The 26,605-nt window shown below is 46.3% G+C and carries 23 protein-coding genes; 20 read left to right on the top strand and 3 right to left on the bottom strand.

Annotation, left to right across the window (positions count from 1 at the left end):
- The first annotated feature begins 92 nt into the window (after positions 1–92).
- From BV455_RS05030 to narI, 7 genes are all read left to right on the top strand, one after another.
- The gene (locus BV455_RS05030; protein WP_218687801.1) at positions 93–1,268 is read left to right on the top strand and encodes an MFS transporter; all 1,176 of its coding nucleotides are present in this window, start codon (positions 93–95) and stop codon (positions 1,266–1,268) included.
- 296 nt (positions 1,269–1,564) lie between these two features.
- Complete coding sequence (locus BV455_RS05025) at positions 1,565–2,626, top strand: multicopper oxidase domain-containing protein (RefSeq protein ID WP_218687800.1); 1,062 nt, start codon at positions 1,565–1,567, stop codon at positions 2,624–2,626.
- A gap of 231 nt (positions 2,627–2,857) precedes the next feature.
- Positions 2,858–3,265, top strand: a complete 408-nt coding sequence (locus BV455_RS05020) for a hemerythrin domain-containing protein (RefSeq protein WP_218687799.1) — start codon at positions 2,858–2,860, stop codon at positions 3,263–3,265.
- A 33-nt stretch (positions 3,266–3,298) separates the two neighbouring features.
- Complete coding sequence (locus BV455_RS05015; RefSeq protein WP_218687798.1) at positions 3,299–6,982, top strand: nitrate reductase subunit alpha; 3,684 nt, start codon at positions 3,299–3,301, stop codon at positions 6,980–6,982.
- Entirely contained in the window at positions 6,972–8,504 is a 1,533-nt protein-coding gene (gene narH, locus BV455_RS05010; RefSeq protein WP_033313899.1) for a nitrate reductase subunit beta, read from the top strand. The genes BV455_RS05015 and narH overlap by 11 nt, the downstream gene beginning before the upstream one ends.
- A complete protein-coding gene (narJ, locus tag BV455_RS05005; RefSeq protein ID WP_017436349.1) occupies positions 8,479–9,009 on the top strand; it encodes a nitrate reductase molybdenum cofactor assembly chaperone in 531 nt (176 codons plus the stop codon). Before narH ends, narJ begins: the two co-directional genes overlap by 26 nt.
- Before the next feature lie 28 nt (positions 9,010–9,037).
- Positions 9,038–9,730 (top strand): respiratory nitrate reductase subunit gamma, encoded by a 693-nt coding sequence (gene narI, locus BV455_RS05000; RefSeq protein WP_017436348.1) that lies wholly within the window; start codon positions 9,038–9,040, stop codon positions 9,728–9,730.
- A gap of 39 nt (positions 9,731–9,769) precedes the next feature.
- Here the strand turns inward: narI and BV455_RS04995 are convergent, their stop codons facing one another.
- Entirely contained in the window at positions 9,770–10,480 is a 711-nt protein-coding gene (locus BV455_RS04995; protein ID WP_218687797.1) for a Crp/Fnr family transcriptional regulator, read from the bottom strand.
- A 229-nt stretch (positions 10,481–10,709) separates the two neighbouring features.
- On the opposite strand from BV455_RS04995, the gene modB reads away from it, so the two are divergent.
- Together modB and moaA are read left to right on the top strand one after the other, a co-directional pair.
- Positions 10,710–11,366: a molybdate ABC transporter permease subunit gene (gene modB, locus BV455_RS04990; protein ID WP_017436346.1), complete on the top strand. Its 657-nt coding sequence runs from the start codon at positions 10,710–10,712 to the stop codon at positions 11,364–11,366.
- Between the two features lie 14 nt (positions 11,367–11,380).
- The gene (moaA, locus tag BV455_RS04985) at positions 11,381–12,406 is read left to right on the top strand and encodes a GTP 3',8-cyclase MoaA (protein ID WP_218687796.1); all 1,026 of its coding nucleotides are present in this window, start codon (positions 11,381–11,383) and stop codon (positions 12,404–12,406) included.
- 50 nt (positions 12,407–12,456) lie between these two features.
- Here the strand turns inward: moaA and ric are convergent, their stop codons facing one another.
- Positions 12,457–13,179 carry an iron-sulfur cluster repair di-iron protein gene (gene ric / locus BV455_RS04980; protein ID WP_061579844.1) on the bottom strand — a complete coding sequence of 241 codons (723 nt, stop codon included), beginning with the start codon at positions 13,177–13,179 and terminating at the stop codon, positions 12,457–12,459.
- 417 nt (positions 13,180–13,596) lie between these two features.
- Here ric and BV455_RS04975 point away from each other — a divergent pair, with 417 nt between their 5' ends.
- The 4 genes from BV455_RS04975 to moaD are packed head-to-tail and all read left to right on the top strand — an operon-like array spanning position 13,597 to position 16,056.
- The gene (locus tag BV455_RS04975; protein ID WP_218687795.1) at positions 13,597–14,856 is read left to right on the top strand and encodes a molybdopterin molybdotransferase MoeA; all 1,260 of its coding nucleotides are present in this window, start codon (positions 13,597–13,599) and stop codon (positions 14,854–14,856) included.
- Positions 14,853–15,362 (top strand): molybdopterin-guanine dinucleotide biosynthesis protein B, encoded by a 510-nt coding sequence (gene mobB, locus BV455_RS04970; RefSeq protein ID WP_081160024.1) that lies wholly within the window; start codon positions 14,853–14,855, stop codon positions 15,360–15,362. The genes BV455_RS04975 and mobB overlap by 4 nt, the downstream gene beginning before the upstream one ends.
- Positions 15,359–15,829: a molybdenum cofactor biosynthesis protein MoaE gene (locus BV455_RS04965; RefSeq protein WP_017436341.1), complete on the top strand. Its 471-nt coding sequence runs from the start codon at positions 15,359–15,361 to the stop codon at positions 15,827–15,829. The genes mobB and BV455_RS04965 overlap by 4 nt, the downstream gene beginning before the upstream one ends.
- On the top strand, positions 15,826–16,056 hold the full coding sequence (gene moaD / locus BV455_RS04960) for a molybdopterin converting factor subunit 1 (protein ID WP_218687794.1): 231 nt from the start codon (positions 15,826–15,828) through the stop codon (positions 16,054–16,056). The genes BV455_RS04965 and moaD overlap by 4 nt, the downstream gene beginning before the upstream one ends.
- A 207-nt stretch (positions 16,057–16,263) precedes the next feature.
- Here moaD and BV455_RS04955 read toward each other — a convergent pair whose 3' ends face one another.
- A complete protein-coding gene (locus tag BV455_RS04955; protein ID WP_218687793.1) occupies positions 16,264–16,947 on the bottom strand; it encodes a Crp/Fnr family transcriptional regulator in 684 nt (227 codons plus the stop codon).
- Between the two features lie 209 nt (positions 16,948–17,156).
- On the opposite strand from BV455_RS04955, the gene argC reads away from it, so the two are divergent.
- The 7 genes from argC (at position 17,157) to argF (ending at position 26,595) form a co-directional block, all read left to right on the top strand.
- Positions 17,157–18,194: an N-acetyl-gamma-glutamyl-phosphate reductase gene (gene argC / locus BV455_RS04950; RefSeq protein WP_218687792.1), complete on the top strand. Its 1,038-nt coding sequence runs from the start codon at positions 17,157–17,159 to the stop codon at positions 18,192–18,194.
- A gap of 16 nt (positions 18,195–18,210) precedes the next feature.
- Positions 18,211–19,443, top strand: coding sequence for a bifunctional ornithine acetyltransferase/N-acetylglutamate synthase (gene argJ / locus BV455_RS04945; protein WP_017436337.1), 1,233 nt, complete (start codon positions 18,211–18,213; stop codon positions 19,441–19,443).
- A gap of 15 nt (positions 19,444–19,458) precedes the next feature.
- Complete coding sequence (gene argB / locus BV455_RS04940) at positions 19,459–20,232, top strand: acetylglutamate kinase (RefSeq protein WP_218687791.1); 774 nt, start codon at positions 19,459–19,461, stop codon at positions 20,230–20,232.
- Positions 20,232–21,392: an acetylornithine transaminase gene (locus BV455_RS04935; RefSeq protein WP_218687790.1), complete on the top strand. Its 1,161-nt coding sequence runs from the start codon at positions 20,232–20,234 to the stop codon at positions 21,390–21,392. Before argB ends, BV455_RS04935 begins: the two co-directional genes overlap by 1 nt.
- 79 nt (positions 21,393–21,471) lie before the next feature.
- A complete protein-coding gene (locus BV455_RS04930) occupies positions 21,472–22,542 on the top strand; it encodes a carbamoyl phosphate synthase small subunit (RefSeq protein WP_218687789.1) in 1,071 nt (356 codons plus the stop codon).
- Positions 22,535–25,660 carry a carbamoyl phosphate synthase large subunit gene (locus tag BV455_RS04925; protein ID WP_061579847.1) on the top strand — a complete coding sequence of 1,042 codons (3,126 nt, stop codon included), beginning with the start codon at positions 22,535–22,537 and terminating at the stop codon, positions 25,658–25,660. The genes BV455_RS04930 and BV455_RS04925 overlap by 8 nt, the downstream gene beginning before the upstream one ends.
- Positions 25,657–26,595 carry an ornithine carbamoyltransferase gene (gene argF, locus BV455_RS04920; RefSeq protein WP_218687788.1) on the top strand — a complete coding sequence of 313 codons (939 nt, stop codon included), beginning with the start codon at positions 25,657–25,659 and terminating at the stop codon, positions 26,593–26,595. The genes BV455_RS04925 and argF overlap by 4 nt, the downstream gene beginning before the upstream one ends.
- Positions 26,596–26,605 lie beyond the last annotated feature (10 nt).

Raw genomic sequence — 26,605 nt, 5'->3', positions numbered from 1 at the left:
TTCACAAACATTCTTTTTTCATTTCCGTATGATGGACACAAAAGCAGATAAATTTAATTATATGGCTGTGATCAAAAAGGAGGATTTTCGTAATGAATAAGCAAAAAGCACTTTTACCGATCACAACGTTGGCGATGACGTTTGCGTTTGCCGTATGGGCTGTATTTTCTCCGTTGGCGAATACATTCCAAGAAATGTACGGACTAACATCGACACAAAAAAGCATTTTAGTGGCGATCCCGGTGCTGCTTGGTTCTATCATGCGCATTCCGCTTGGAATTTGGACGGATCGGATTGGCGGTAGACGATTGTTTTCGCTGCTGCTATTATTTTTGATTATTCCGCTAATTGGAGCGGGTTTTGCTAATTCGTTTGCCATGTTAATGTTTTGGGCGTTCTTCATCGGAATGGCAGGGACGTCGTTTGCCATTTCTGTTACGTTCGTATCGCGCTTAACACCGTCAGAAAAGCAAGGAACAGCGCTCGGCATTAACGCGATGGGCAATATTGGAACAGCGGTGGCAAGCTTTTCGGTTCCTTCGATCGCGGCAGCGTTTGGAGTGAAATGGGCGTTTTGGGGAATGATTATCCCAGTTGTCATCATGCTCCTTCTTGTTTGGTTCTTTACTCCGGATATGCCAAAGCCTAAGCAGCAAAAAACGATGCTTGATTCGTTATCGGTGTTGAAGTATAAACATACGTGGACGTTATCTCTCTTTTATTTCGTTACATTTGGTGCATTCGTCGCATTCGGCATTTATTTGCCATCGCTGCTCATTGATTTATATGGTTTAACTCCGGTGGATGCCGGGCTTCGCGCTGCTGGTTTCACTGTTATTGCGACACTCGCAAGACCAATTGGCGGAAACCTTGGCGATAAAATCGGCGCCGAACGGGTATTGAATTTCGTCTATGCCGGAATTACGATTGGAGCGCTTGCCATTGCATTTGGAATGGAAAATATCATCGTGATGACAGCGGCATGTTTGTTTATCGCAATTATGGCTGGATTAGGGAACGGCGCTGTCTTTAAGCTTGTCCCGCAGTTGTTCCCGGCGGAAACAGGTGCCGTCACCGGTATCGTTGGCGCATGGGGCGGGCTTGGCGGCTTTTTCCCACCGATTTTAATGGGGATTGTGAAAGACATCACAGGCTCTTATGTGCTTGGATTTATTCTTCTTAGCTTATTTGCCCTTATTTGTTTCCTGCTTAACCGTACGGTTTTTGGCAAAAAAGTGGGCGAACCGGCAAATCCATATATATCGTAACAGTGATGAAACAGCGGATCGTTTGCAGCGGTCCGCTTTTTGTTTTTGAGAAGCATTTCCTTCCTAATTCAGCATTGTGAAATGTTTTTCCGATGTTACGGAACGAAACCAGGCTGTGACTCCATTTATCATTTTCTCTACGGAAATAATTGTTACCGTAAATATAAGTAATATTGCTCACTATTTCACAAACAATTCAAACATTGGTGATGATTCGTGATACAAATCACTAGGGAGAACGAATGCACTCGGTACTCTAAAAGTGTAATAAATCAATAAATACGGGGGGAGAAAAAATGGGGCGTAAGTTTTATACGCTTATGTCGATAGCCGCGGCTATTTCTCTTTTAGCCGCCTGTGGAAATGCTAGGCCAGGAGAGAAAGAAACTGCCAAGGAAACGGTGAAGATAGAAAGACATCACGCAAGTTCGGATGTCATTGCTGCTCACGAAGGTCTTAACCAAAAACCGGTTCCGTTGAAAATGGAACGCATCGGTCCGCATGATGTCAAAATCGAGATGACTGCACAAGTAACTGACATCGAAATTGATAAAGGGAAAGACTATAAAGCATGGACGTTCAACGGTCAAGCACCTGGACCACTCATTGTCGTCAATGAAGGAGATACGCTCCATTTTACGTTAAAAAATATGGACCCAGCGATGCCCCATAGCATGGATTTCCACGCTGTCCACGCTTCGCCGTCGAAAGATTTTGTCGACGTCATGCCGAATAAATCGGGAACGTTTACGTACCCAGCGAATAACCCGGGCGTATTTATGTACCATTGCGGCACGAAGCCGGTGCTCGCCCACATCGCCAATGGCATGCACGGCATGATTATCGTCAAACCGAAAAACGGCTATCCGACCGATAAAGAAGTGGACCGCGAATTTGTCTTAATCCAAAACGAGTGGTACAAGTATAATGACATGGATGATTTCCAAAACGGGGTACCAAGCTATGTTGTTTTTTCGACAAAAGCGTTAAAAGCAGGCGATCGAAATACGAACGGAGATACGTTTACGCTAAAAGAGAAGCCGCTCGTTGCCAAAGCTGGCGAAAAAGTCAGAATTTATATCGAAAATGTTGGACCGAACGAAGTCAGCTCGTTCCACGTCGTTGGAACCGTTTTGGATGATGTCTATATCGACGGCAATCCAAACAACCATCTAAAAGGCTTGCAGACAGTGATGCTTCCGGCGAGCGGCGGCGCAGTCGTCGAGTTTACCGTTACACGTCCAGGCAGCTACTCGATCGTCTCTCACCAGTTCAACCAAGCGCAAAAAGGAGCGGTAGCGATATTAAAAGTAACGGAAACAGGTGAAGATGACGGCGCAGAAACAAATGGACATTAATCATTGTACTGTCAGACAAAGAAATGATATGCCGTCCACCAAAATTTCCTCTTTTCTATAAATAATTATTATAAAAAACGTAAGTGATGTGCATCATAGGCATAGTTTTAGATGGACAAAGGAGAGAAATCACTCTCCTTTTTTGTTTTTTTTGCATAATACTAGAAAATTATAGAAAAAATATATGAATAAGAATAAATGGTACTGTATTAGGAAAAAAGAGGTGATTAAATGAGTGGCCCTTCCTTAAAGAAATTAGAGGCGCACCGTTCCATTCATAACGGCGCATTTATCGAGGCAAAACATCTGACTGAGTTGCTTGAGAAGCTATATAACGATGGACGAGAGGAGCATCTTGGCGAGGTTGCCGACGCGCTTGTGGAACATTGGGAAAAGAGAATCATTGCCCATGCGCAAGCAGAGGAAGAAGGATTTTATCAAGAAAAAGTAGAGGAAGACCATAATTTGTTTGAAAAAGTGGCGATGTTAAAGCGTGACCATGACTTGATGAGATATTTGATTGAAGAAGTGAAACAATTATTAGCGCAACGAATCGACAAAGAGGTACTCACCCGATTTCATGCGCTTTTGCATATTAACCGTATGCATAGTGACGACGAAGAAAAATTTTTATTTTAGCTAATAAAGCAAAGGAAGGAGCTTCATGCTGACATGAATAAGAAACCTTCACCGCTGTTAAGAAAGCTAAAGTATTTTGGCAAATCCGAAAAAACCGCTGGTCATGCCGAGGTATCGCCGTATGGACGCGATTCGGAAAAAGTGTACCGCCGTCGTTGGCAGCATGACAAAGTAGTTCGTACAACCCATGGAGTGAATTGCACCGGTTCCTGCAGCTGGAGGGTGCATGTGAAAGACGGCATTATTGCTTGGGAAACACAACAAACAGACTATCCGACAACAGGTCCGGATATGCCGGAATATGAACCGCGAGGCTGTCCAAGAGGAGCAAGTTTTTCTTGGTATACATATAGCCCGCTAAGAGTTCGCTATCCTTATGTGCGCGGACCGCTTTTAAAGCTATGGAGGGAAGCGTTAAAGCAAGAAGGCGACCCTGTTTCTGCATGGAAATCGATCGTGGAAGATCGCGAGAAGGCAAAACGGTATAAAAGCGCACGCGGGAAAGGAGGATTTATCCGCGCAAATTGGGATGAAGTCAACACGATGATCGCCGCTTCGCTGATTTACACCATTCAAAAGCACGGCCCGGACCGCATTTTCGGCTTTTCTCCTATCCCAGCGATGTCGATGGTGAGTTATGCAGCCGGTGCGAGATTTTTGAATTTAATCGGCGGGGCGATGCTTAGTTTTTATGATTGGTATGCCGACCTTCCGCCTGCTTCCCCGCAAATATGGGGAGAACAGACGGATGTTCCTGAGAGCTCCGATTGGTTTAACTCTAGCTATATGCTTGTGTGGGGATCGAACTTGCCGCAGACGCGTACTCCGGATGCCCATTTTTATGTAGAGGCGCGCTACCGGGGAACGAAAGTTGTCGCTGTGAGCCCAGATTATGCGGAGTTTGTCAAATTTGCCGACAACTGGCTTCCTATTCAGCCTGGAATGGACGGGGCGCTGGCGATGGCCATGACGCACGTTATTTTAAAAGAATTTTATGTCGATCGGCAAACGGATTACTTTATAAATTATGTAAAAAGATATACGGATTTGCCGTTTTTAGTCACGCTTAAAAAACATGGAGATCATTATGCGGCAGACCGCTTTTTACGGGCAAGCGATATCGGCATGCCGCTGCGTTACGCGGAATGGAAAACGGTCGTATGGGATGAAAAGTCAAAGACTTTCGCCGTGCCAAACGGAACGATTGGACATCGGTGGGAAAATAACGGGAATTGGAATTTGCAGCTAAACGACACGGACAATAAACGTATCGGCATCGCCCCGGCATTAACGTTTTTAGGAAAAGAAGATGATATTGTTACGATTAAGATTCCGCATTTTGAAGTAGAGAAAAAGATGGTGCTGGAACGCGGCGTTCCTGTAAAAGCAATCAAGAAAAACGGAAATACACTGTATGTAACGACCGTTTTCGATTTATTGCTGGCCAAAACTGGTGTTTCCCGCGGGCTGCCGGGTGATTATCCTGTCGATTATAATGATCCGAAACCGTATACGCCGGCATGGCAGGAAGCGATTACTGGCATTGATCGAAACACGGCGGCGCAAATCGCGCGCGAATTTGCGCAAAACGCGATCGATTCGAAAGGTCGTTCGATGATTGTCATGGGCTCAGGCATCAACCATTGGTATCATTCCGATGCTATCTACCGTACGATTTTAAACCTTGTTTTGTTAACGGGTTCGCAAGGAGTAAATGGTGGAGGATGGGCGCATTATGTCGGACAGGAAAAAGTACGGCCGCTGGAAGGCTGGCAGACGATTGCGATGGCGCGCGACTGGGGAGGACCGCCGCGTCTGCAAAACGGAACATCGTTTTTCTATTTTGTAACGGAGCAGTGGAAATACGAAGATCAAAAGATGGACGAGCATATTTCTCCATTGTTTGATCAGCCGCGTTATCAGCATGGCGGCGACTATAACTATTTAGCGGCTCGTTTAGGATGGCTTCCGTCTTACCCGCAATTTAACACAAACAGCATCACGTTAGTGGAAAAGGCGAACGCAAAGACAAACGAAGAAGCGATTCAATATGTGGTCAATGAAATCAAACAAGGGAAATTAACGTTTGCGATCGAAAATCCGTCCGATCCGATCAACTTTCCGAGAGTGATGTTTGTCTGGCGCGCCAATTTGATCGGCAGCTCGGCAAAAGGCCATGAATATTTTTTAAAACATTTGTTAGGGACACATCACGCGAATTTAAGCAGACAAAACGATGGGCTAAAGACGAACGAAATCGTTTGGGATGAGGACGCGCCCGAAGGAAAGCTCGATTTAATGATAAACATCGACTTTCGCATGAACGGAACAGGGCTGTATTCTGATATCGTCCTCCCGGCAGCCACATGGTATGAAAAATATGATATCAGCAGCACCGATATGCATCCGTTTGTGCATCCGTTTAATCCAGCGATTGCCCCGCCGTGGGAAGCAAAATCGGATTGGGATTTCTTTAAAGGACTAGCGAAAACATTTTCGGAAATGGCGAAACACTATTTTTCTGCGCCAGTCAAAGATGTCGTGGCAACGCCGCTTTTGCATGATACACGAGATGAAATTGCCCAGCCGTTTGGAATCGTGAACGATTGGAAAGACGGAGCGAGCGACCCGGTTCCGGGGGTGAATTTTCCGCGTCTTCACATCGTGGAAAGGGATTATGCTGAAGTGTACAACAAATTTGTGGCACTCGGCCCGATGGCTCGGGAACAAATCGGAGCAAAAGGGCTCAGCTGGGACGCCAAAGAAGAATACAAATGGCTGCTTGATACGGCTGGTTCTTCCTCGCTGACAGAGCCGTATAAAGATTGCCCAAGCTTGTTGACCGACCGTGACGCAGCGGAGGCGATATTGGCGTTATCGAGCGCGACAAACGGTTCGCTGGCGCTGAAAGCTTGGGGAGAGATGGAAAGAAAGACGATGCAAAAGCTAAAAGATTTAGTGGAAGAACGGGCGGAAGAGCACATTACGTTCCAAGCGATTACATCACAGCCGCGCCAAGTGTTGACGACTCCTGTATTTAGCGGGAGCGAAACAGGAAACCGGCGGTACTCCCCGTTTACGACCAATGTCGAGCGGCTCATTCCATGGCGGACGTTAACGGGAAGGCAACATTTTTACCTTGACCATGAGTTAATGCTGGAGTTTGGCGAGGAATTACCGACGTTTAAAGCACCATTGCGAAAACTGGCTTTCTATGAACAGGACCATCGTCCGAAGGCAAGCGGCAAAGAAATTGCGCTCCGCTATTTAACGCCGCACTATAAATGGTCGTACCATAGCACTTACTGGGATAACCTGCTGATGTTAACGATGTTTCGCGGCGGACCGCATGTATGGATGAATAAAGACGACGCAGAGGAAGCAGGCATTGCCGATAACGATTGGATTGAAATGTATAACCGCAACGGCGTTGTCGTCGCACGGGCGGTTGTCAGCCACCGGCTGCCGCGCGGAGTCGCGTTTATGTATCACGTGCAAGACCGTTATATTAATGTTCCGGGCTCGCCAATCAGCAAACTTCGCGGCGGAACGTTTAACAGCCCGACGCGAATTCATGTAAAACCGACACAAATGATCGGTGGTTATGCGCAATTAAGTTATGGCTTCAATTATTATGGTCCAACGGGAAACCAACGGGATGAACAAGTCATCATTCGCAAACTTAAAAAAGAGGAAGTGAACTGGCTTGAGGATTAGGGCACAATTTGGGATGGTGATGAATTTAGATAAATGCATCGGCTGCCATACATGCAGCATTACATGCAATAATACGTGGACGAATCGTCCCGGAGCGGAGTACATGTGGTGGAACAACGTAGAAACAAAACCGGGAATCGGTTACCCGAAAGAGTGGGAGAATCAAGATTTACGTAAAGGCGGATGGGTGCTCAAAGACGGGAAGCTCGAGCTGCGTGCCGGCGGCCGGGTGAATAAACTGCTAAATATTTTCTATAATCCGGACATGACCCCGATTGACGATTATTATGAGCCTTGGACATATGACTATGAAAATTTAATTAACAGCCCGGAAAAACAACATCAGCCTGTTGCCAGACCAAAATCGCAGCTGACAGGTGAATATATGGAAATTACGTGGGGGCCGAACTGGGAAGACGACTTGGCGGGAGTATATGAAACAGGAAAACGCGATCCGAACATAAAAGGCATTGAAGAGAAAGTAAAGTTCGAATTTGAGCAAACGTTTATGATGTATTTGCCGCGTATTTGCGAGCATTGCTTAAATCCGCCTTGTGTTTCCTCCTGTCCATCGGGCGCCATTTATAAACGGGATGAAGACGGCATTGTGCTCGTCGATCATGATGCGTGCCGAAGCTGGCGTTTTTGTATGACGGGCTGCCCGTATAAAAAAGTGTATTTTAATTGGAAAACACATAAAGCGGAAAAATGTACATTTTGTTTTCCACGCATTGAGACCGGTCAGCCGACGATCTGTTCAGAAACATGCGTCGGGCGGCTCCGCTATATCGGCATTGTTTTTTATGACCTAGATAAAGTGGAGGCTGCTGCTTCGGTTAAGGATGAAAAAGATTTATATCAAGCCCACTTAGATGTATTTCTTAATCCGTATGATCCGGAAGTGATCAAAGCGGCGCGTGAAGCAGGATATACCGATGATTGGATTGAAGCGGCACAACGCTCCCCGGTTTATAAATTGGCGGTGGAACAAAAAATTGCGCTTCCGCTTCATCCTGAGTATCGCACATTGCCAATGGTTTGGTATATTCCGCCGCTAAGCCCAATCATGGGAGCATTTGACGGCGGATTGGACGACATTAATGCTCACGTCATTTTTCCAGCGATTGATCAAATGCGCATTCCGATTGAATATTTGGCGAACTTGCTTGCAGCAGGAGATACGGAAGTGATTCGCACGGTGTTGAAAAAAATGGTGGCGATGCGAAGTTATATGCGCGCCGTGAACTTGGGGAAAGAACCGGATAAGAGCATATTAGATAAAGTGGGAATGGATGAACATACGGTGAAAGAAATGTACAAGCTTTCCGCTGTTGCGAAATATTCCGACCGCTATGTGATTCCATCTTCGCATCGCGAGAAGGCAGACAATATGTTTTACGGACAAGGAGCAGTCGGTTATGAATTTATGGAATCTTGTTCCGGCTGTTCGGGATATGACGCGGAAAACTTTCATCAATTTTATTGGAGTGATATCGATGAAAGAGCACCGGAAAATTTTTAAAATCGCTTCGATTTTGCTGCAGTACCCGGAACAAGAGTGGATCGGTGATGAACAATTATTCCATGAAATTTCTTCGCTAAGCAATGAAAGCGTCCGGAAACTGTTTATGCAGTTTCTGGACTATTTAACGACAAACGAAATAGAGACGTTATGCGAAATATATGTGAATACGTTTGATTTTAGCGATAAAACCACAATGTATTTAACTTATCATCTATTTGGCGATCAGAAAGAGCGCGGCCAAGCCTTTTTAAAACTAAAAGAAGAGTTTCGCAACGCCGGTTTTGATCTATTGGATGAGGAGCTGCCAGACTATTTGCCAGTCGTTTTAGAATTTGCGTCTGTCGCTCCCGAAGAGCATGCAAAGAAGATGCTTCTTATTCATAAAACAACCATTGATAAAATTGCAGAGGAACTAAAATTAGCGAATAATCCGTATTATCTTGTCATGAATGGTTGTGTAACAGGAATCGTTGCATTTTTAGAGGAGAAAAAAGCTTCTTAAAAATACGAACATGAATGGAGGACGCCCGATGAGTTTACTTGATCAATTTCTTTGGGTAATTTATCCGTATCTCATGCTTACGTTATTTGTCGTTGGTCATATTTACCGTTATAATACAGATCAATTTGGCTGGTCGGCAAAATCAAGTGAGTTTCTTGAAAGCAGACGGCTGCGATGGGGAAGTATTCTTTTTCATTGGGGAATTATATTTGTTTTTTTCGGGCACGTAGCTGGGATACTGGTGCCAAAACCATTTTATGAAACAATCGGAATTACGGATGAGATGTATCACTTCGGGGCGGTTTGGTTCGGCGGCGCAGCTGGGGTCGCGACGGTCATCGGCGTTCTGTTGCTGCTATGGCGGAGGTTAAGCGTTCGTCGTATTTTCCGCAACAGCAGCAAAAGTGATTTCCTTGCATTGTTTCTGTTAACCATCGTCATTTTAACGGGATTTACCAATACAGTAGGATATACCGCTACGGGAGGAACGTTTGATTATCGCGATACGATTGGCCCATGGTTCCGAGGCATTTTAACGTTTCGGCCGCTGCCCCAACTGGTAAGCGATGCCCCATTAGGATTCCAAATTCATATTATTACCGCCTTATTGCTGTTTGGCATCTGGCCGTTTACCCGTCTTGTCCATGTTTGGAGCGTTCCGCTGACGTATTTAAATAGACATTATGTTGTATATCGCCGCATGCGTGCAAAGAAGATTTAAAAACACCCCTCCTTTTCCATTCGAAAAGGAGGGGTGTTTTTATTCAATGCAACAAATATCCACCGGACAGTTTTCGCATTGAATTTCCTGCTTTAAATAGTCGAGGTCATGGATCGTAATTTTTCCTCTTTTAATGGAAAGAACGCCTTGCTGCTTTAACGTGTTTAACATGCGGTTGACGCTTTCGCGGGTGGTGCCGCAAAAGTTGGCTAAATCTTGGTTTTTCAGCGTTAAGTCGATGAGGATGCTTCCGTTATCCAGCTTGACGCCATAGCTGTTGCACATGCGGATAAGCGTGGAATACAGTGCTCCTTTTTTGCCGTGCATAATTAAATCGCGAAATTTTGTTTGTGTCCGCCGCGCATGCGTGCTGACCCATTGCATATATTCATAGGTAAGTGAAGGGTTGGTGAGGAGCTGCTGTTCTAAATCATCTTTTTTAATGGCTGCTACTTCGCCATCTTCGATCACTTTTGCTGTTAATAAATAGCGAGGTTCTGCTGTAAACAATGTTAGCTCGCCGATAATTTCCCCAGGGCCGCAGATGCGGAAACACATCTCTTTTCCGTCAGCGCAAATTTTACTTATTTGCACTTTCCCCGAAAGAATAAGATATAGTTCAGCGGCCGCCATTCCTTCTTGGAATAAAAACGTTCCTTTTCGTATTTTGACTGTATGTTTGGCGGAACGAAGCAATTCGCGTAAATGGGCAAAGCGGTCCTGCTGATTGAACGTTTTGGCTGCAAGCATCTGGTTCACCCCAATAGTTTGTAGTTACTTTTATTGTAAAAACAATGAAACCATCCCGAAGTGATAAAAATCACACTTTGTTGCTTCGCGATGATTGTCACGATGCTGTCACAAACTTTTCTAAAACGATTTGCATGTTTGTTATGTTAAAATGTGAGTAGTATCACAACATTTTTCTTCTTTTTTTTATATAGTGAAACAGAATGGTGTTGTTGAAAGAGGTTTTATGATGATGGAATTTTGGTGGCCGGTTTGGTTATCGATAAAGGTTGCATTTGTTTCTGGAGTAATGGTTGTGCTTCTTGGCATCATCACGGCTAAGTGGATGGCGCACCGTCGGTTTAAAGGAAAAATCGTCATTGAAACGTTGCTGATGCTTCCGCTCGTGCTGCCGCCATCAGTTGTCGGTTTTTTTCTTATCATTTTATTCGGAAAAAACGGTGTAATTGGCAAAGGAATAGAAACATTGTTTCACGCGCCGGTGATGTTTACATGGTACGCAGCGGTGATTGCGGCTGTGGTCGTTTCCTTTCCGCTCATGTATCAATCGGCCAAGGCCGGATTGGAAGCGGTGGATCAAACGATTGAAGAAGCGGCACGCATCGACGGAGCAAATGAATACCAAGTTTTTTGGCATATATCGATTCCCTTGGCGAAAAAGGCGCTTATTTCCGGGGCGATTTTGGCATTTGCCCGCAGCCTTGGCGAATTTGGCGCTACTCTCATGTTTGCGGGAAATATTCCCGGCAAAACGCAAACGATGCCAACCGCTATTTATGTGGCGATTGAGTCCGGAGAAACGAATTTAGCGTGGGCATGGGTAGCCATCACGATGCTTTTGTCGTTTTTCCTGTTGCTGTGTGCGACAACGTTTAAATCTCATTGAAAGGGGGAAGCGGGATGGAAAGAAAAGAATCGGCGGCCGTTGTCGACCGCTGGAACCGACCGCTTCGCGATTTGCGCATTTCGGTAACGGATCAATGCAATTTTCGATGCGTATATTGCATGCCAGCAGAAATATTCGGTCCGAATTTCCGTTTTTTGCGTGAAGACGAATTATTAACGATCGGGGAAATGGTGCTGCTTGCTGAAAGTTTTGCCGAGCTTGGCGTCGAGAAAATTCGCATTACCGGGGGAGAGCCGCTGCTAAGACGGGATTTGGATATCTTGATTGAACGATTGACACACATTCCCGGCATCCGCGATATTGGCCTTACAACGAATGGGATTCATTTAGTGAAATGGGCAAAACGTTTGAAAGAAGCGGGGCTGAAGCGCGTTAATGTTAGTTTAGATGCGCTGGATGATGATATATTTAAAAAAATGAACGGCGTTGGCGTCGGGGTCAAGCCGGTGTTAAAAGGAATTGAAGCGGCGCAGGAAGCCGGGCTTGGCGTCAAAGTAAACATGGTTGTGAAAAAAGGCATGAACGACTCGCAAATTATCCCGATGGCTTCTTATTTTAAGGAACGGGGTATTACGCTTCGCTTTATCGAATTTATGGATGTTGGCACGACCAACGGCTGGGATTTTTCTCATGTCGTCACAAAAAAAGAAATGTATGAACTTTTGCAACAAATGCATCCGCTCGAGCCGGTGGAAAAAGCCTACTTCGGCGAGGTGGCAAGCCGCTACCGCTATGTTGGCACCAACGTGGAAGTCGGGTTTATCGCCTCGGTGACAGAATCATTTTGCCACAGCTGCACTCGGGCGCGCATTTCCGCCGATGGCACGCTGTATACGTGTTTGTTTGCGACAAGCGGCGTTTCACTGAAAGAAAAACTGCGTTCTGGAACGGATAAAGAGGAGATCAAGAAAGTGATCGCATCCACATGGAACATGCGGACAGACCGCTATTCGGACGAACGGACGGAGCAAACGGCGAAAATGCGGAAGAAAATTGAAATGTCTTATATTGGCGGATAAACAAACTGGACCGTTTCCTTCTTGTGGAACGGTCCAGTGCTTTTGGTTTATCAAGACATTTCTGCCGATGGCTCTGCTTCTGCGAGAACGCGCGGGAATAACACGTTATTTTCCAAATGGATATGTTCCAATAAATCTTCTTCTAGCGCTTCTAGTCGATTGTAGACAAGGCGGTACGTACCGCATGCATCTTCCGGTGGGATAAAGTCATTCGTAATTTCACGAATCGTTTTGATGATGTCGCCAGCAACGTCATGTTCATTGACAAGTTCGCGAACCACTTGTTTCATCGTTTCTCTGTTTTCTGGAGTCGGAGTTTCTTCAAATTGCAAAATAAGCGGGAAAGCGTAAGTTTCTTCTTTCACCGTATGCTGTTCCAGTTCGGTTTTCAGCTCGTTAAACAGCTTATGAACTTGCACAAGATGCGGATGATGCATTCCGTGGACGCGCAGCACTTTGGTGACGTAAGGGCTGAGCTGAGGCAGTTCTTCCGCCAAGTAACGATGATGTTTTCCAATGATATGATCGATCAGCTCGCGATAAGAAGCTTCCTTCCAGTTTCGATTGGCTTTTTCGAGCGATTGAGCATAAAGCGTGTTCAGCTCTTCCAAAATCGCTTTTTCGTCCAAACCGCGCTCTTTTATTGCCTCCTGCAATGGGCGCTGCCCGCCGCAGCAAAAATCAATTTTGTATGATTTGAAAAGATCGCTTGCTTTTGGAAATTGTGCTACGATATCACCGATGAGCGATTGTTCTGTAAACCATTTTTCCATGGCTGATACCTCCATCTTAATCAATCGTTACAACTTAAGCATATTTCTTTTCTTTTTTGCATGTCGTGATGTACATCACATAAATGAAGAAATTTTGAACAAGTTGCGTTAGGAAAGAAATGAAACGAATAAATGTGAGGAACATCACGACTAGCTTTGTTTCGTTTCCGTACAATGAAAATAGGAAAGAAGGGATGGCGGATGTTTCGGCTGTTGAAGGCTGAACAGTTGGAAAGCGAAAATCGACATAATATCAATGCATTAAGTAAATCTTCATGCGAAACTTCCGATCATCAACAGTGCGGATGAACCAATAAAAACTTGCTTTCTTTGGCAGTTTGCTTGCTCTTCTAAATGCAAAAAAGTAAAATAATGGATATCGTGGGCAGCCATTAAATGAGAAAGGGAGAGAAAAGCATGTTGGAAAAGCGAACTTCGATTCCGGTAACGGAAGCGATCGAAAGGGTCATGAAATATGCGGGGGAAGGGGAAGCGGAAACGGTTCGGCTTGAGGAAGCATACGGTCGGTATTTGGCTGAAGAATTGCGCGCCGATCATGACGTTCCGCCGTTTGACCGCTCCCCATATGACGGTTTTGCCATCCGCGCTGTGGACTCCGCGCAGGCGAAGCTGGACAACCCGGTCGAATTTGAAGTGATTGAAACGATTGGAGCGGGACAGGTGGCGACAAAAGCGGTGGAACCGTTTCAGGCGGTGCGCATCATGACAGGAGCGCAAATTCCCGCTGGATGCGACGCAGTTGTCATGTTGGAGCTAGCCAAACAATATGAGCGGGATGGCAAAACGTATATGTCGATCAAACGGCCGTTTCGTCCGGGAGATAATATTTCGTTTCAAGGGGAGGATGCGAAAAAGGGCGATGCTCTTGTTCCAAAAGGCACGCGGATCAACCCCGGCGTACAGGCGCTATTAGCGACATTTGGATATGCCAAGGTAAAAGTGGCGCGCAAGCCGCGCATCGGTATTTTTGCGACAGGCAGCGAGCTTTTGGATGTATCCGACCCGCTCGTACCGGGAAAAATCCGCAACAGCAACGCCTATATGATTCAAGCGCAAGTGGTCCGCAGCGGCGCGGAGCCGATTTATTTCGGCAAATTAATGGACGATCTGGATACTTGTTTTGCCGCGATCCAATCCGCGCTCGATCAAGTGGATATGTTGATTACAACAGGAGGCGTCTCTGTCGGGGATTATGATTATTTGCCGATCATTTATAAACGTCTCGGCGCTGAAGTGCTGTTCAATAAAGTGGCGATGCGCCCGGGCAGCGTGACGACGGTTGCGCATCTTGACGGCAAGCTATTGTTTGGGCTATCGGGCAACCCATCTGCCTGCTATGTCGGCTATGAACTGTTTGTGCGCCCTGTTGTGCGGACGCGTCTATTTTCCACGAAACCGTATTTGAAAAAAGCAACGGCTATGTTGATGGCCGACTTTCCAAAGCCAAATCCGTTTACCCGCTTTGTCAGAAGTTACGTAGCGCTCGAAGACGGACGGTTAACGGTGGCGCCGGTTGGCATGGATAAATCGAATATTGTCACATCATTGGCGAGAGCGAACGCCCTGATGGTGCTTCCAGGAGGAACGCGCGGGTTTGCCAAAGGCGATACCGTTGAGGTGTGGCTGCTAGAAGATGAAGAGGGAAGCGACGTATGAACGTCTGGCAGGTAGTCGGCTATAAAAACAGCGGCAAAACGACGCTGATTGAAAAATGGGTAAAAATCGCGTCTTCTGAAGGGTACCGTGTTGGAACGATCAAACATCATGGGCATGGCGGCGAGCCGGAAAGACGATATGCGGATACCGACTCAGAGCGCCACGAACGGGCGGGGGCGGTTTGTGTGTCGGTGGAAGGAGACGGATTGCTTCAGCTTTACGCCCGGCAGTCATCATGGTCGCTCGCGCAAATTTTATCGTTCTATCAGCTGTTGCCGCTTGATTTGGTCCTTGTTGAGGGCTACAAAAGCGAACGATATCCAAAAGTAGTAATGGTACGAAACGAAAAGGACTGGGATTCGCTTTCCCGGTTGGCGAACATTATTGCCGTCATTACGTGGCAACCTTTTTCGCAGCCACCCTTTTTTTCCTATCCTTTATTTTCTATTGACGATGAAGAAAGTTATTTACGTTGGTTGATGAATGAGGTGAAAAAACACGAATGAATGAACGTCTTTTTGTCATTACGGACAAGCCGATTTCTTTGGAAGAAGTGATCCAAAAAGTGATGCGTCCGGAAGCCGGCGCGGTGACCACATTCATTGGCACGGTGCGCGAATGGACGAAGGGAAAACGGACGTTGTTTTTACAATATGAGGCGTATGTATCGATGGCAGAAAAAATGTTAAGGCAAATCGGAGAAGAGATCCGTGAAAAGTGGCCGGAAGCAAAAGTCGCCATTACCCATCGGATCGGCCGGCTCGATATCGGTGAGATCGCAGTCGTCATCGCTGTATCGTCGCCGCATCGAAACGATGCGTACGCGGCGAATCGTTACGCAATTGAGCGCATTAAACAAATTGTTCCAATTTGGAAAAAAGAGCATTGGGAAGATGGCACGGAATGGGTCGGCAATCAATTGGAGACAAAAGCGTACCCGACAGGGAGACCGGAAGAGGAGGATTTGCGATGATTACATTGCTTTTTTTCGCCCACTTGCAGGAGGCGATCGGTGAAGAACGCGTCATCTTGCCGCATGTTCCAAAAACGGTAAAAGAATTAAAGGAAGAAGTGAAGCAACGTTACCGTATTAGCCTAGAACAAGTGATGGTCGCGGTCAATGAGGAATATGCCGGCGATGAGCAAACACTTCAACCTGGCGATATTGTCGCCTTTATTCCACCGGTAAGCGGAGGATAAGAGCAATGAAAAATCAGCAAAAGCAAAAGTGATTATTTATACGGAAAATCGCTCCCGATTATGAAGCTAGGAATATAAGAAATCGCCAACGCTGCTTATTTTTCTTATTGCCATGATGGTTTTTTACTCATAAAAACGAGGTGCGCCTGTTGACGCACCTCGTTTTTTAATAGCGTATTGTCGTTGATCAAGCGCCTTTCGGTTTTCTTAATCGATGGTGCATAGTTCCGGCGGGCAGCCTTCGCAAGCGATTTCTACTCGTAAATAGCGAAGATTTAGCACTTTGATTTTTCCTTTTTTTATGGAAATGACCCCTTTTTTGCGCAATTCGCTTAACAAGCGGTTAACCACCTCGCGCGATGTGCCGCAAAAGTTGGCCAGTTCTTGGTTAGTAAGTTGGATGTTAATGAGAATACCGTCTTCTTTCATAACGCCGTAGCTATTGCACAAGCGGATCAGCGTCGAATATAATGCGCCTTTTTTTCCATGAAGAATAAGATCACGAAATTTCGTCTGCGTTTTGCGAAAATGGTTGCTCATCCATGTCATAAATTCAAGGGCCAGTTTTTGGTTTTCCATGAGCCGCTCTTCCAACACATTGCGCTTGATGACGGAAATGACTCCATCTTCCAATACTTTCGCATTCAACATATATTTTGCATTGTCGCAAAACAACGTCAGTTCCCCAATTAAATCCCCTTTGCTGCAGATGCGCAAAGTCAGTTCTTGTCCGTCTGCGGTTATTTTGCTTACTTGTATTTTTCCCGACTGAATATAGTAAAGCTCCGTTGCCTTTTCTCCTTCTTGAAATAAATAGGTTCCTTTTTGAACAGGAATATCGCGGTAAATCGCCGTCAATAATTCCTGAAGTTCCCCAGAAATGCTTTTCATTATATATAGCCCACCTTTTACATCATTCCAATAGAAGATTCTACAGTAAAAAACAGGGGAGTCAATCATATTTACTGTGAATATATTGAAAAATATTTGAAAATGGGTAAAAAATATTTGGAAAATAATTAAATATACATTTGATTTTATTTTTATACAGTATTATAATGGTTACTACATAAAGTACAATTCGGCTGGGGAGGAGCGCCATGAATATTGCCATTATTGGTGCAACCGGATACAGCGGCGCGGAATTGCTACGGTTTTTACGCAACCATCCTCATGTGCGCCGTTGTTATCTTTATTCATCTTCGCAAGAAGGAATTCATCTTTCGGAAAGTTTCGCGCACGTCGGTGAAATCGAGGATGCGGTTTTGCAAAAAATAGATGTCGAACAAATTGCCAATGAATGCGAGGTCGTCTTTTTCGCCACTCCGCCGGGAGTTTCTAGTACACTCGCGCCCGCGTTCATCGACCAAGGAGTGAAAGTGATTGACTTATCGGGTGATTTTCGCTTAAAAGACGGAGCGGTATACGAAACGTGGTACAAGCGGCAGGCGGCTTCCGATCATTATTTGCAGCAGGCGGTATACGGGCTGACGGAGTGGAATAAGCCAAACATCCAAGAGGCGCGGCTTCTTTCCAACCCGGGGTGCTACCCGACGGCGACATTGCTTGGCTTGGCGCCGCTTGTCAAAGAGCAGCTCATCGAAGAAAATTCGATTATCATCGATGCCAAATCGGGCGTATCGGGAGCGGGACGAAAGGCGTCATTGAACACCCATTTTTCTGAAGTGAACGAAAACGTCAAAATTTATAAAGTAAATTCCCATCAGCATATTCCAGAAATCGAGCAAATGTTGCAAACGTGGAATGAACGCATTCAACCGATTACGTTCAGCACGCATTTAATTCCGATGACAAGAGGAATTATGGCAACGATTTATGCAAAAGCAAAGCAACCTCTGTCGGTAGACATGTTGGTAGATTTATATAAAACCAGTTATAAAGATTCGATATTTGTCCGCATTCGCAAACCTGGGCAATTTCCATCGACGAAAGAAGTATATGGTTCCAATTATTGCGATATCGGCGTTGCATATGATGAACGGACAGGAAGAATTACCGTCGTTTCTGTTATTGACAACCTTGTCAAAGGGGCGGCGGGGCAGGCGATTCAAAATTTCAACGTGATGATGGGGTGGAACGAAGAAAGCGGACTTACGTACATGCCGATTTACCCGTAAGGAAGGAGAGCAAACGATGGCGATTGCAAAACAAGATGGAAAGATTGTTTCCGTTGGCAAAGGCACGGTAGTAACACCAAAAGGATTTAAGGCAGCCGGGGTTCATGCCGGCTTGCGTTATACGAAAAAAGATTTAGGCGTTATTTTATGTGAAGTGCCGGCTTCCTGCGCCGCCGTTTATACGCAGAGCCATTTTCAGGCTGCGCCGCTCAAAGTGACGCAGCAAAGCATCGCGGTGGAGCAAAAGCTGCAGGCGGTGGTTGTCAACAGCGCCTGCGCCAATGCGTGTACGGGTCAACAAGGATTAAAAGATGCTTATGAAATGAGGGAGTTATGCGCGCAGCAATTCGGCATTGCCCCGCATCATGTCGCTGTCGCTTCCACTGGCGTCATCGGGGAATTGCTGCCGATGGAAAAAATCCGCACAGGAATCCAAAAATTGCAGCCAGGAGATTCGCTCGACCATGCAGAGGCGTTTCAAACAGCGATTTTGACGACGGATACGGTGATGAAAAAAGCCTGCTACCAAACGATGATCGACGGGAAAACCGTAACCATCGCCGGAGCGGCAAAAGGATCGGGAATGATCCATCCGAACATGGCGACGATGCTGGCGTTTATCACCACCGATGCCAATATTTCTTCGCCGCTATTGCAAGAAGCGCTTCGTTCGATCACGGATGTGTCGTTCAATCAAATTACGGTAGATGGTGATACGTCCACGAACGATATGGTAATTGTTATGGCAAGCGGGCTTGCCGGAAATAAGGAATTAACTCCGGATCATCCAGACTGGGAAAACTTTTATGAAGCGCTGAAAAAAACATGTGAGGATTTAGCGAAGCAAATCGCCAAAGACGGCGAAGGGGCGACAAAGTTAATTGAAGTGCGTGTGAACGGGGCGAAAACGGATGATGATGCGAAAAAAATTGCCAAACAAATCGTGGGTTCTAATTTAGTAAAAACGGCCGTTTATGGTGCTGATGCAAACTGGGGAAGAATTATCGGGGCGATCGGCTACGCAGACGCAATGGTGAATCCGGACAATGTCGATATTGCGATTGGACCGATTGTCATGCTAAAAGGAAGCGAACCGCAGCCGTTTTCCGAGGAAGAAGCGATCGCGTATTTACAAAACGATGTAATTGTTATTGAAGTAGATCTGCATCTAGGCAGCGGCAAAGGAGTTGCCTGGGGATGCGACTTAACGTACGACTACGTGAAAATTAACGCAAGCTATCGCACGTAGCAAGGGGAGAGAAGGATGGGAAAGACGGTTGTCATTAAATGCGGCGGCAGCGTATTAAGCGATTTGTCTTCAGCGTTTTTTACTAGTTTACAAGCGATGTATGCACAAGGCATGAACATCGTTCTCGTTCATGGCGGTGGACCAGAGATCGGGCAGATGTTAAAGCGGCTTCAAGTACACAGTGAATTTGTGAACGGATTGCGCAAAACGACAAAGGAAGTATTGGACGTCGTTGAAATGATTCTGGCGGGAAAAGTGAATAAACAGCTTGTTGCACTCTTGCAGCAGCATGGCTTGCCGGCTGTCGGTATTTCCGGCCTCGATGCCGGGCTGCTCGAAGCGGCGCCAATCGATTTCATGAAGCTTGGTTACGTTGGCGAAGTGGTCGATGTCAACGCCGTTTTTATTCATCAATTGCTGCAGTTGCGTTACATTCCGGTTATTTCGCCGCTCGGCGCGGATAAGAACGGACAAAAATACAATATTAACGCCGATACGGCGGCGGGGGCGGTAGCGAAGGCAATCAAAGCAATGCAGCTTTTGTTCGTGACAGATGTTCCAGGAATATTGCGGGACGGTACGGTCGTCGAGCGGGCAACGGTCGAGGCGATTGAACAGATGATAAAAGACGGTGTGATTACAGGCGGGATGATTCCAAAAGTAAAAGCAGCGCTGGCCGCGCTATCGGAATCGCTGCATGAAGTGATGATTGTCAGCGGAAAAACGTCATTTTATCAAAACGGAAATTGGTACGGAACAACGATTCAAAGCGAAGTGGGGGTATATTAATGGGAACGCTATTTCCGACATATAACCGTTGGAACATTTGTGTGCAATCGGCCGAAGGAGCGACGATTACCGATATAAATGGGAAGCAATATTTAGATTTTGTTTCTGGAATTGCGGTTTGCAACCTCGGTCATCGCCATCCGGCCGTGCAAAAAGCGATCGAAGCGCAACTAAATCAATTTTGGCATGTATCCAATTTATTTACGATTCCGCTACAAGAAGAAGTGGCGCAGCTTCTTACGGCAAACAGCTGCGGCGACTACGTATTTTTCTGCAATAGCGGCGCGGAAGCGAATGAAGCGGCGCTGAAGCTGGCGCGCAAACACACAGGACGCCATAAAGTTATCACCTTTCAGCAGTCGTTTCACGGACGGACGTTCGCCACGATGGCGGCGACCGGTCAGGAAAAAGTGCATAAAGGATTCGGTCCGCTTTTGCCGGAATTTGTTCATCTGCCGTTTAACGATGTAGAGGCGCTCGAAAAAGAAATGAACGAAGAGGTCGCCGCGGTTCTAGTGGAAATTGTGCAAGGAGAAGGCGGCGTCAGACCGGCGGAGCCATTGTTTCTCCAAAAAGCGGCTGAACTTTGCCAGCAATACGGCGCCCTGTTCATTGTCGATGAAGTGCAAACCGGCATCGGCCGTACCGGCAAACCGTTTGCCTATCAATATTTTAATATTGAACCGGATATTATTACCACCGCGAAAGGGTTGGGCAGCGGCATTCCGGTCGGCGCGATGATCGGCAAAGCGTTTTTGAAAGATACGTTCAGTGCTGGGGTGCACGGTTCGACGTTTGGCGGCAATCCGATTGCGATGGCAGCCGCGAAAGCAACTTTAGAAATTATTTTCCAGCCCGATTTTTTACAAGATGTCCAAGAAAAAGGAACGTACTTTTTAGCGAAGCTTCAAGAAGAACTCGAGGAATTGGAGTTTGTGAAAGAAGTACGTGGGCTTGGTTTATTAGTTGGCATTGAATGCCACGGGGATATTGCGAATTTGCTTCCAGCCATTCATGAAAAAGGACTGCTTGTCCTGTCAGCGGGACCAAATGTCGTCCGCTTGCTGCCGCCGTTGATCGTGACAAAGGAACAATTGGATCAAGCAGTACAGATCGTGAAACAAACAATACAAAAAGCAGGAGTCGCAGCGGCGAAATGATCGTCGGCTGCATCTTTATCCTTATGGGTGAATAAAAATTCTATCATATAAATAAAAACTCAATCATGAGGTGTCATGAATGAAAGCATATTTGCATTTAGCGAACGGAAAGACGTTCACAGGACAATTGGCATCGCCGCTTCCCAATGGGGAGGTAAGCGGGGAGATCGTCTTTTTCACCGGCATGACCGGCTATCAAGAAGTATTGACAGACCCTTCTTATAAAAATCAAATTATTGTGTTTACGTACCCGCTCATCGGAAATTACGGAATTAATGCCGATGATTTTGAAAGCAAGCGTCCGCATGTGCAGGCGGTCGTAGTCTATGAGGCGAGCAGCCATGGATATCATTACGAAGCGAAGTATAGCTTGAAAGAATATTTGCAGCAATGGAACATCCCGTTATTAACCCATATCGATACGCGTGCATTAGTGAAAGAAATCCGCAATGAAGGAACGATGATGGCGAAGCTGACCGTATCGCCATCATGTACGCTCGCCGCGTTGGATGACCATTTATCTCCAGTTCGCGATGTGTCGACGCCGCAAATCGAAACGTACGGAGACGGCCAGCCTCATCTCGTGCTAATTGATTTCGGCTACAAAAAATCGATTTTGCAGTCTCTCATCGCACGCGGATGCAAAGTGACGGTCGTTCCATATCATAGTTCGCCGCAAACGGTCGAATCGCTAAAACCGGATGGCATCGTTTTATCCAACGGCCCGGGCGACCCGAAACAGCTTTCCCCGCATTTAGCCGGCATCCGGCAACTCATCGACCGTTATCCGACGTTGGCGATTTGTCTCGGCCACCAGCTAGTGGCGCTTTCCTACGGCGGGGACACGGAAAAGCTCCGTTTCGGACATCGGGGCGCCAATCAGCCTGTCTTTGATGCGGTGAAACAAAAAGTGTTTATGACCTCGCAAAACCATAGTTATGTTGTCAAAAAAGACAGTTTGGCAAACACTCCGTTTCATATCCGCTTTACCAATGTCAATGACGGTTCTGTTGAAGGCATGGTGCACCGCCATAAACCGATTTTATCGGTGCAATACCATCCGGAAGCGCACCCAGGTCCTGGGGATACGGATCATATTTTTGACGAGTTTCTACAAACAGTGGTAAAGGGAGAGAAAGTCTATGCCTAAAGATACATCACTGCAGTCGATTCTTATCATCGGATCCGGCCCGATTGTCATTGGCCAGGCCGCGGAGTTTGATTATTCCGGCACGCAAGCATGCATTGCCTTAAAAGAAGAAGGATACCGTGTCATTTTAGTGAATAATAATCCGGCGACGATTATGACCGATGATGTTCATGCGGATGCTGTTTACTTTGAGCCGCTGACAGTAGACAGCGTCGAGGCGGTGATCGCCAAAGAACGGCCTGATGGGCTGCTTGCGACGTTCGGCGGACAGACAGGATTAAACTTAGCGTTTCAGCTTCATGAAGCGGGAATTTTGGAAAAATACGGGGTGAAACTGCTCGGAACGCCGATTGAAGCAATTAAAAGAGGGGAAGACCGCGAAGCGTTTCGCGCCTTGATGTATGAATTAGGCGAACCTGTTCCGGAAAGCGAAATTATTACCAATATCGATGAAGCGGTCGCATTTGCCGAAAAAATCGGATTTCCGATCATTATTCGTCCTGCATACACGCTAGGTGGAACCGGCGGCGGCATTGCCGAAAATATGGAGCAATTTGTGGCGCTCGTGGAAAAAGGACTAGCCGAAAGTCCGATTACGCAATGCTTGATTGAACGGAGCGTTGCCGGGTTTAAAGAAATTGAATATGAAGTGATGCGCGATCATACTGATACGTGCATTACCGTCTGCAATATGGAAAATGTCGATCCTGTCGGCATCCATACGGGCGATTCCATCGTCGTCGCCCCGTCGCAGACGCTGACAGACGAAGAATATCAAATGCTTCGATCCTCGGCGATTAAAATTATTTCTGCACTTGGCATTATTGGCGGCTGCAACATTCAATTTGCCCTCGATCCGTTCAGCAAGCGCTATTATTTGATTGAAGTTAATCCGCGCGTCAGCCGTTCCTCGGCGCTTGCTTCCAAGGCGACCGGATATCCGATCGCCCGCATTGCTGCAAAATTGGCCGTTGGCTATACGTTGGCGGAATTGTTGAACCCGGTGACGAAAACGACGTACGCCAGCTTTGAACCAGCGCTCGATTACGTCGTCGTAAAATTTCCGCGCCTGCCGTTTGACAAATTTCCACTTGCTGACCGCCAGCTCGGCACGCAAATGAAGGCAACGGGAGAAGTGATGGCGATCGACCGCAATATGGAACGTGCGTTTCAAAAAGCGGTTTATTCACTAGAAGGCAAAAATAACGGCCTGTATTTGCCGGAGCTTGCCGAAAAAACAGAAGCCGAACTGAAGCAGCTGCTTGTAAACAGGGATGACCGCCGTTTCTTTGCTATTCTTGAGCTGTTCCGGCGCGGGGAAACGATCGATACTGTTTATGCGCTGACGAAAATCGACCGTTTCTTTTTGCATTCGTTTTATCAGCTCATCGAATTGGAAAAGAAAGCGAAAGAGACAAATCTGGACGAAATTGACGAAGCGACGTTCCGCTTTTTAAAAGAAAAAGGATTTACGGATGCATTTTTGGCGGAAGCGTGGGGCGTGAAGGAGCAAGACGTGAGGGAAAAGCGAAAACAGCTCGGCATCCTTCCGGCCTATAAAATGGTTGATACGTGTGCCGCCGAATTTCATTCGGAAACGGATTATTATTATTCCACTTATTTCGGCGAGGACGAACGGAAAAAAACCGATAAGGAAAAGGTGCTGATTATTGGCGCCGGACCGATTCGTATCGGCCAGGGAATCGAGTTTGACTACAGTTCTGTCCATAGCGTCTATGCTCTTCAAGAAGAAGGATATGAAACAGTGCTAATGAACAACAATCCGGAAACGGTCAGTACCGATTTTGCCGTGGCGGACCGGCTTTATTTTGAACCGCTGACGCTGGAAGACGTGTTAAACGTCATTGAAGCGGAACAAATCAATAAAGTGATCGTTCAATTTGGCGGACAGACGGCCATTAATTTAGTGAAAGGTCTGGAGGAAGCAAATGTCCCGCTTCTTGGCGTTACGTACGATATCATTGACCGGTTGGAAGATCGCGACCGTTTTTATCAGCTGTTAGAAGAACTCGACATTCCGCACGTGCCGGGAATGATGGCCAATAACGAAACAGAGCTGCTTGCCAATGCTGAAAAAATCGGCTACCCAATATTGCTTCGTCCTTCCTATGTAATTGGCGGCAGAGGAATGTTTATTGTCAAAGACGAACAGCAGTTGGCAACGCTGTTAGCGCAAGGCATGATTGCGTATCCGTTGCTGATTGATGCATATTTAGACGGAACAGAAGCGGAAGTCGATGTCGTGACCGATGGAAACGATATTTTGCTGCCGACGATTATTGAACATGTCGAAAAAGCAGGGGTGCATTCCGGAGACAGCTATGCATGGCTGCCGGCTCAAACGCTGACAAAAGAAGAGCAAAACAATATTATTACTTATGCGGCAAAAATCGCGAAAAAGCTGCAATTTAAAGGAATTATGAACATCCAATATGTCATTGCCAACGGGCAAGTCTATGTTCTCGAAGTCAATCCGCGCGCAAGCCGAACCGTGCCGATTGTCAGCAAGACAACGGGAATTCCGCTCGCGCAAATTGCGACAAAATTATTGCTTGGGAAATGCTTGCACGAAGTCGTTGATGAAAAGCAGTGGCATTTGGCGAACTTGCCATACTTTGTTCTAAAATATCCCGTCTTTTCGACATATAAGCTGCCGGGCGTCGACCCGCTTGTCGGTCCGGAAATGAAATCGACCGGTGAAGGAATCAGCATTGCAGCAACAAAAGAGGAAGCAGCGGCGAAAGCTTTTTATCCGTATTTAGCGAAAAAGCGTGAGGCTCGGGAAATTTATGTAAATGGAGAAATAGCCGAACCATTGCTTGAGCAAATAAAAGAAAAACAATTAATCATTGTTTCTGACATGCCGTTTTCCGAATGGGTGAAACGAAAAGAAGCGCTGGCGTTTTTTGATTTGCAAAAAGATGAAACAAGTTTTGAATATCGAACCATTGCGTTGTCCCGCCAAATCAAGGTGTTTACCGAAAACGAGACGTTTGCGCTCTTTTTGCAGGCGATCGGCATAAATCCGTTTCCGGTTTCATCGGTTCAAGAGTGGCTTGAAAAGAAAAAACAAATGGAGAAAGCGGTGATCGTATGAACACAGTCGTTTCCCTAAAAGGAAAAGATTTTTTAACATTGATGGATATTTCGGCAGAAGACATTCATGATTTACTGGCGCTTGCTGCGCAGTTAAAAGAAAAGCAGCTTGCCGGACAATCTTATACTCCGCTTACCAGAAAAACGTTGGCGATGATTTTTGAAAAGCCATCTACGCGCACGAGAGTATCGTTTGAAGTCGGCATGATTCAGCTCGGTGGAAGCGCGCTTTATTTAAACAGCAATGATTTGCAGCTCGGACGCGGCGAAACGATTGCCGATACCGCACGAGTGCTGTCACAATATGTGGATGCGATTATGATTCGTACGTTTGCGCATAGCAAAGTGGAGGAGCTTGCTCAATATGCGACGATTCCGGTGATTAATGGATTGACAGACGATGATCATCCGTGCCAGGCGCTTGCCGACTTATTGACGATTTATGAAGTAAAGAAGGAGTTAAAAGGGTTGAAACTTGCTTATGTCGGCGACGGAAACAATGTCGCTCATGCGCTGATGATTGCCGCTGCCAAGGTCGGCATGGACTGCACCATTGCTTGTCCGTCTGGCTATGAACCGAAAGAAACTTATGTAAATGCAGCCGTGCAAATTGGGAAACAAAGCGGAGCTGCCATCGCGGTGACACACGACCCAATCGAAGCCGTCGCCGATGCCGACGTTATTTATACGGATGTATGGACGAGCATGGGACAGGAGCAGGAAAGCGAGCAGCGTCTTGCTGCATTCCAGGAGTTTCAGGTCAATGATAAATTAGTGAAACATGCGAAACCGGATTATATGTTTTTGCATTGCCTGCCGGCCCATCGCGGTGAAGAAGTGACTGCGGATGTGATTGATGGACCGAATTCATACGTATTTCAGCAGGCAGGCAATCGCCTCCACGTGCAAAAAGCGATTTTAGTTTCTTTGTTATAAGGAAGTAGCA

The organism is Parageobacillus caldoxylosilyticus (assembly GCF_019272935.1).
In the GTDB taxonomy this organism is placed as follows: Bacteria; Bacillota; Bacilli; order Bacillales; family Anoxybacillaceae; genus Saccharococcus; species Saccharococcus caldoxylosilyticus.
Note: the sequence above shows the minus strand (reverse complement) of the source record. Positions and strands in the feature narration are given on the sequence as shown.

Bases quoted from the DNA above. Each gene is read 5' to 3' on its own strand.
- BV455_RS05030 (WP_218687801.1), top strand. From the start codon at position 93: ATGAATAAGCAAAAAGCACTTTTACCGATCACAACGTTGGCGATGACG.
- BV455_RS05025 (WP_218687800.1), top strand. From the start codon at position 1,565: ATGGGGCGTAAGTTTTATACGCTTATGTCGATAGCCGCGGCTATTTCT.
- BV455_RS05020 (WP_218687799.1), top strand. From the start codon at position 2,858: ATGAGTGGCCCTTCCTTAAAGAAATTAGAGGCGCACCGTTCCATTCAT.
- BV455_RS05015 (WP_218687798.1), top strand. From the start codon at position 3,299: ATGAATAAGAAACCTTCACCGCTGTTAAGAAAGCTAAAGTATTTTGGC.
- narJ (WP_017436349.1), top strand. From the start codon at position 8,479: ATGAAAGAGCACCGGAAAATTTTTAAAATCGCTTCGATTTTGCTGCAG.
- narI (WP_017436348.1), top strand. From the start codon at position 9,038: ATGAGTTTACTTGATCAATTTCTTTGGGTAATTTATCCGTATCTCATG.
- BV455_RS04995 (WP_218687797.1), bottom strand. From the start codon at position 10,480: ATGCTTGCAGCCAAAACGTTCAATCAGCAGGACCGCTTTGCCCATTTA.
- modB (WP_017436346.1), top strand. From the start codon at position 10,710: ATGATGGAATTTTGGTGGCCGGTTTGGTTATCGATAAAGGTTGCATTT.
- moaA (WP_218687796.1), top strand. From the start codon at position 11,381: ATGGAAAGAAAAGAATCGGCGGCCGTTGTCGACCGCTGGAACCGACCG.
- ric (WP_061579844.1), bottom strand. From the start codon at position 13,179: ATGGAAAAATGGTTTACAGAACAATCGCTCATCGGTGATATCGTAGCA.
- BV455_RS04975 (WP_218687795.1), top strand. From the start codon at position 13,597: ATGTTGGAAAAGCGAACTTCGATTCCGGTAACGGAAGCGATCGAAAGG.
- mobB (WP_081160024.1), top strand. From the start codon at position 14,853: ATGAACGTCTGGCAGGTAGTCGGCTATAAAAACAGCGGCAAAACGACG.
- BV455_RS04965 (WP_017436341.1), top strand. From the start codon at position 15,359: ATGAATGAACGTCTTTTTGTCATTACGGACAAGCCGATTTCTTTGGAA.
- moaD (WP_218687794.1), top strand. From the start codon at position 15,826: ATGATTACATTGCTTTTTTTCGCCCACTTGCAGGAGGCGATCGGTGAA.
- BV455_RS04955 (WP_218687793.1), bottom strand. From the start codon at position 16,947: ATGAAAAGCATTTCTGGGGAACTTCAGGAATTATTGACGGCGATTTAC.
- argC (WP_218687792.1), top strand. From the start codon at position 17,157: ATGAATATTGCCATTATTGGTGCAACCGGATACAGCGGCGCGGAATTG.
- argJ (WP_017436337.1), top strand. From the start codon at position 18,211: ATGGCGATTGCAAAACAAGATGGAAAGATTGTTTCCGTTGGCAAAGGC.
- argB (WP_218687791.1), top strand. From the start codon at position 19,459: ATGGGAAAGACGGTTGTCATTAAATGCGGCGGCAGCGTATTAAGCGAT.
- BV455_RS04935 (WP_218687790.1), top strand. From the start codon at position 20,232: ATGGGAACGCTATTTCCGACATATAACCGTTGGAACATTTGTGTGCAA.
- BV455_RS04930 (WP_218687789.1), top strand. From the start codon at position 21,472: ATGAAAGCATATTTGCATTTAGCGAACGGAAAGACGTTCACAGGACAA.
- BV455_RS04925 (WP_061579847.1), top strand. From the start codon at position 22,535: ATGCCTAAAGATACATCACTGCAGTCGATTCTTATCATCGGATCCGGC.
- argF (WP_218687788.1), top strand. From the start codon at position 25,657: ATGAACACAGTCGTTTCCCTAAAAGGAAAAGATTTTTTAACATTGATG.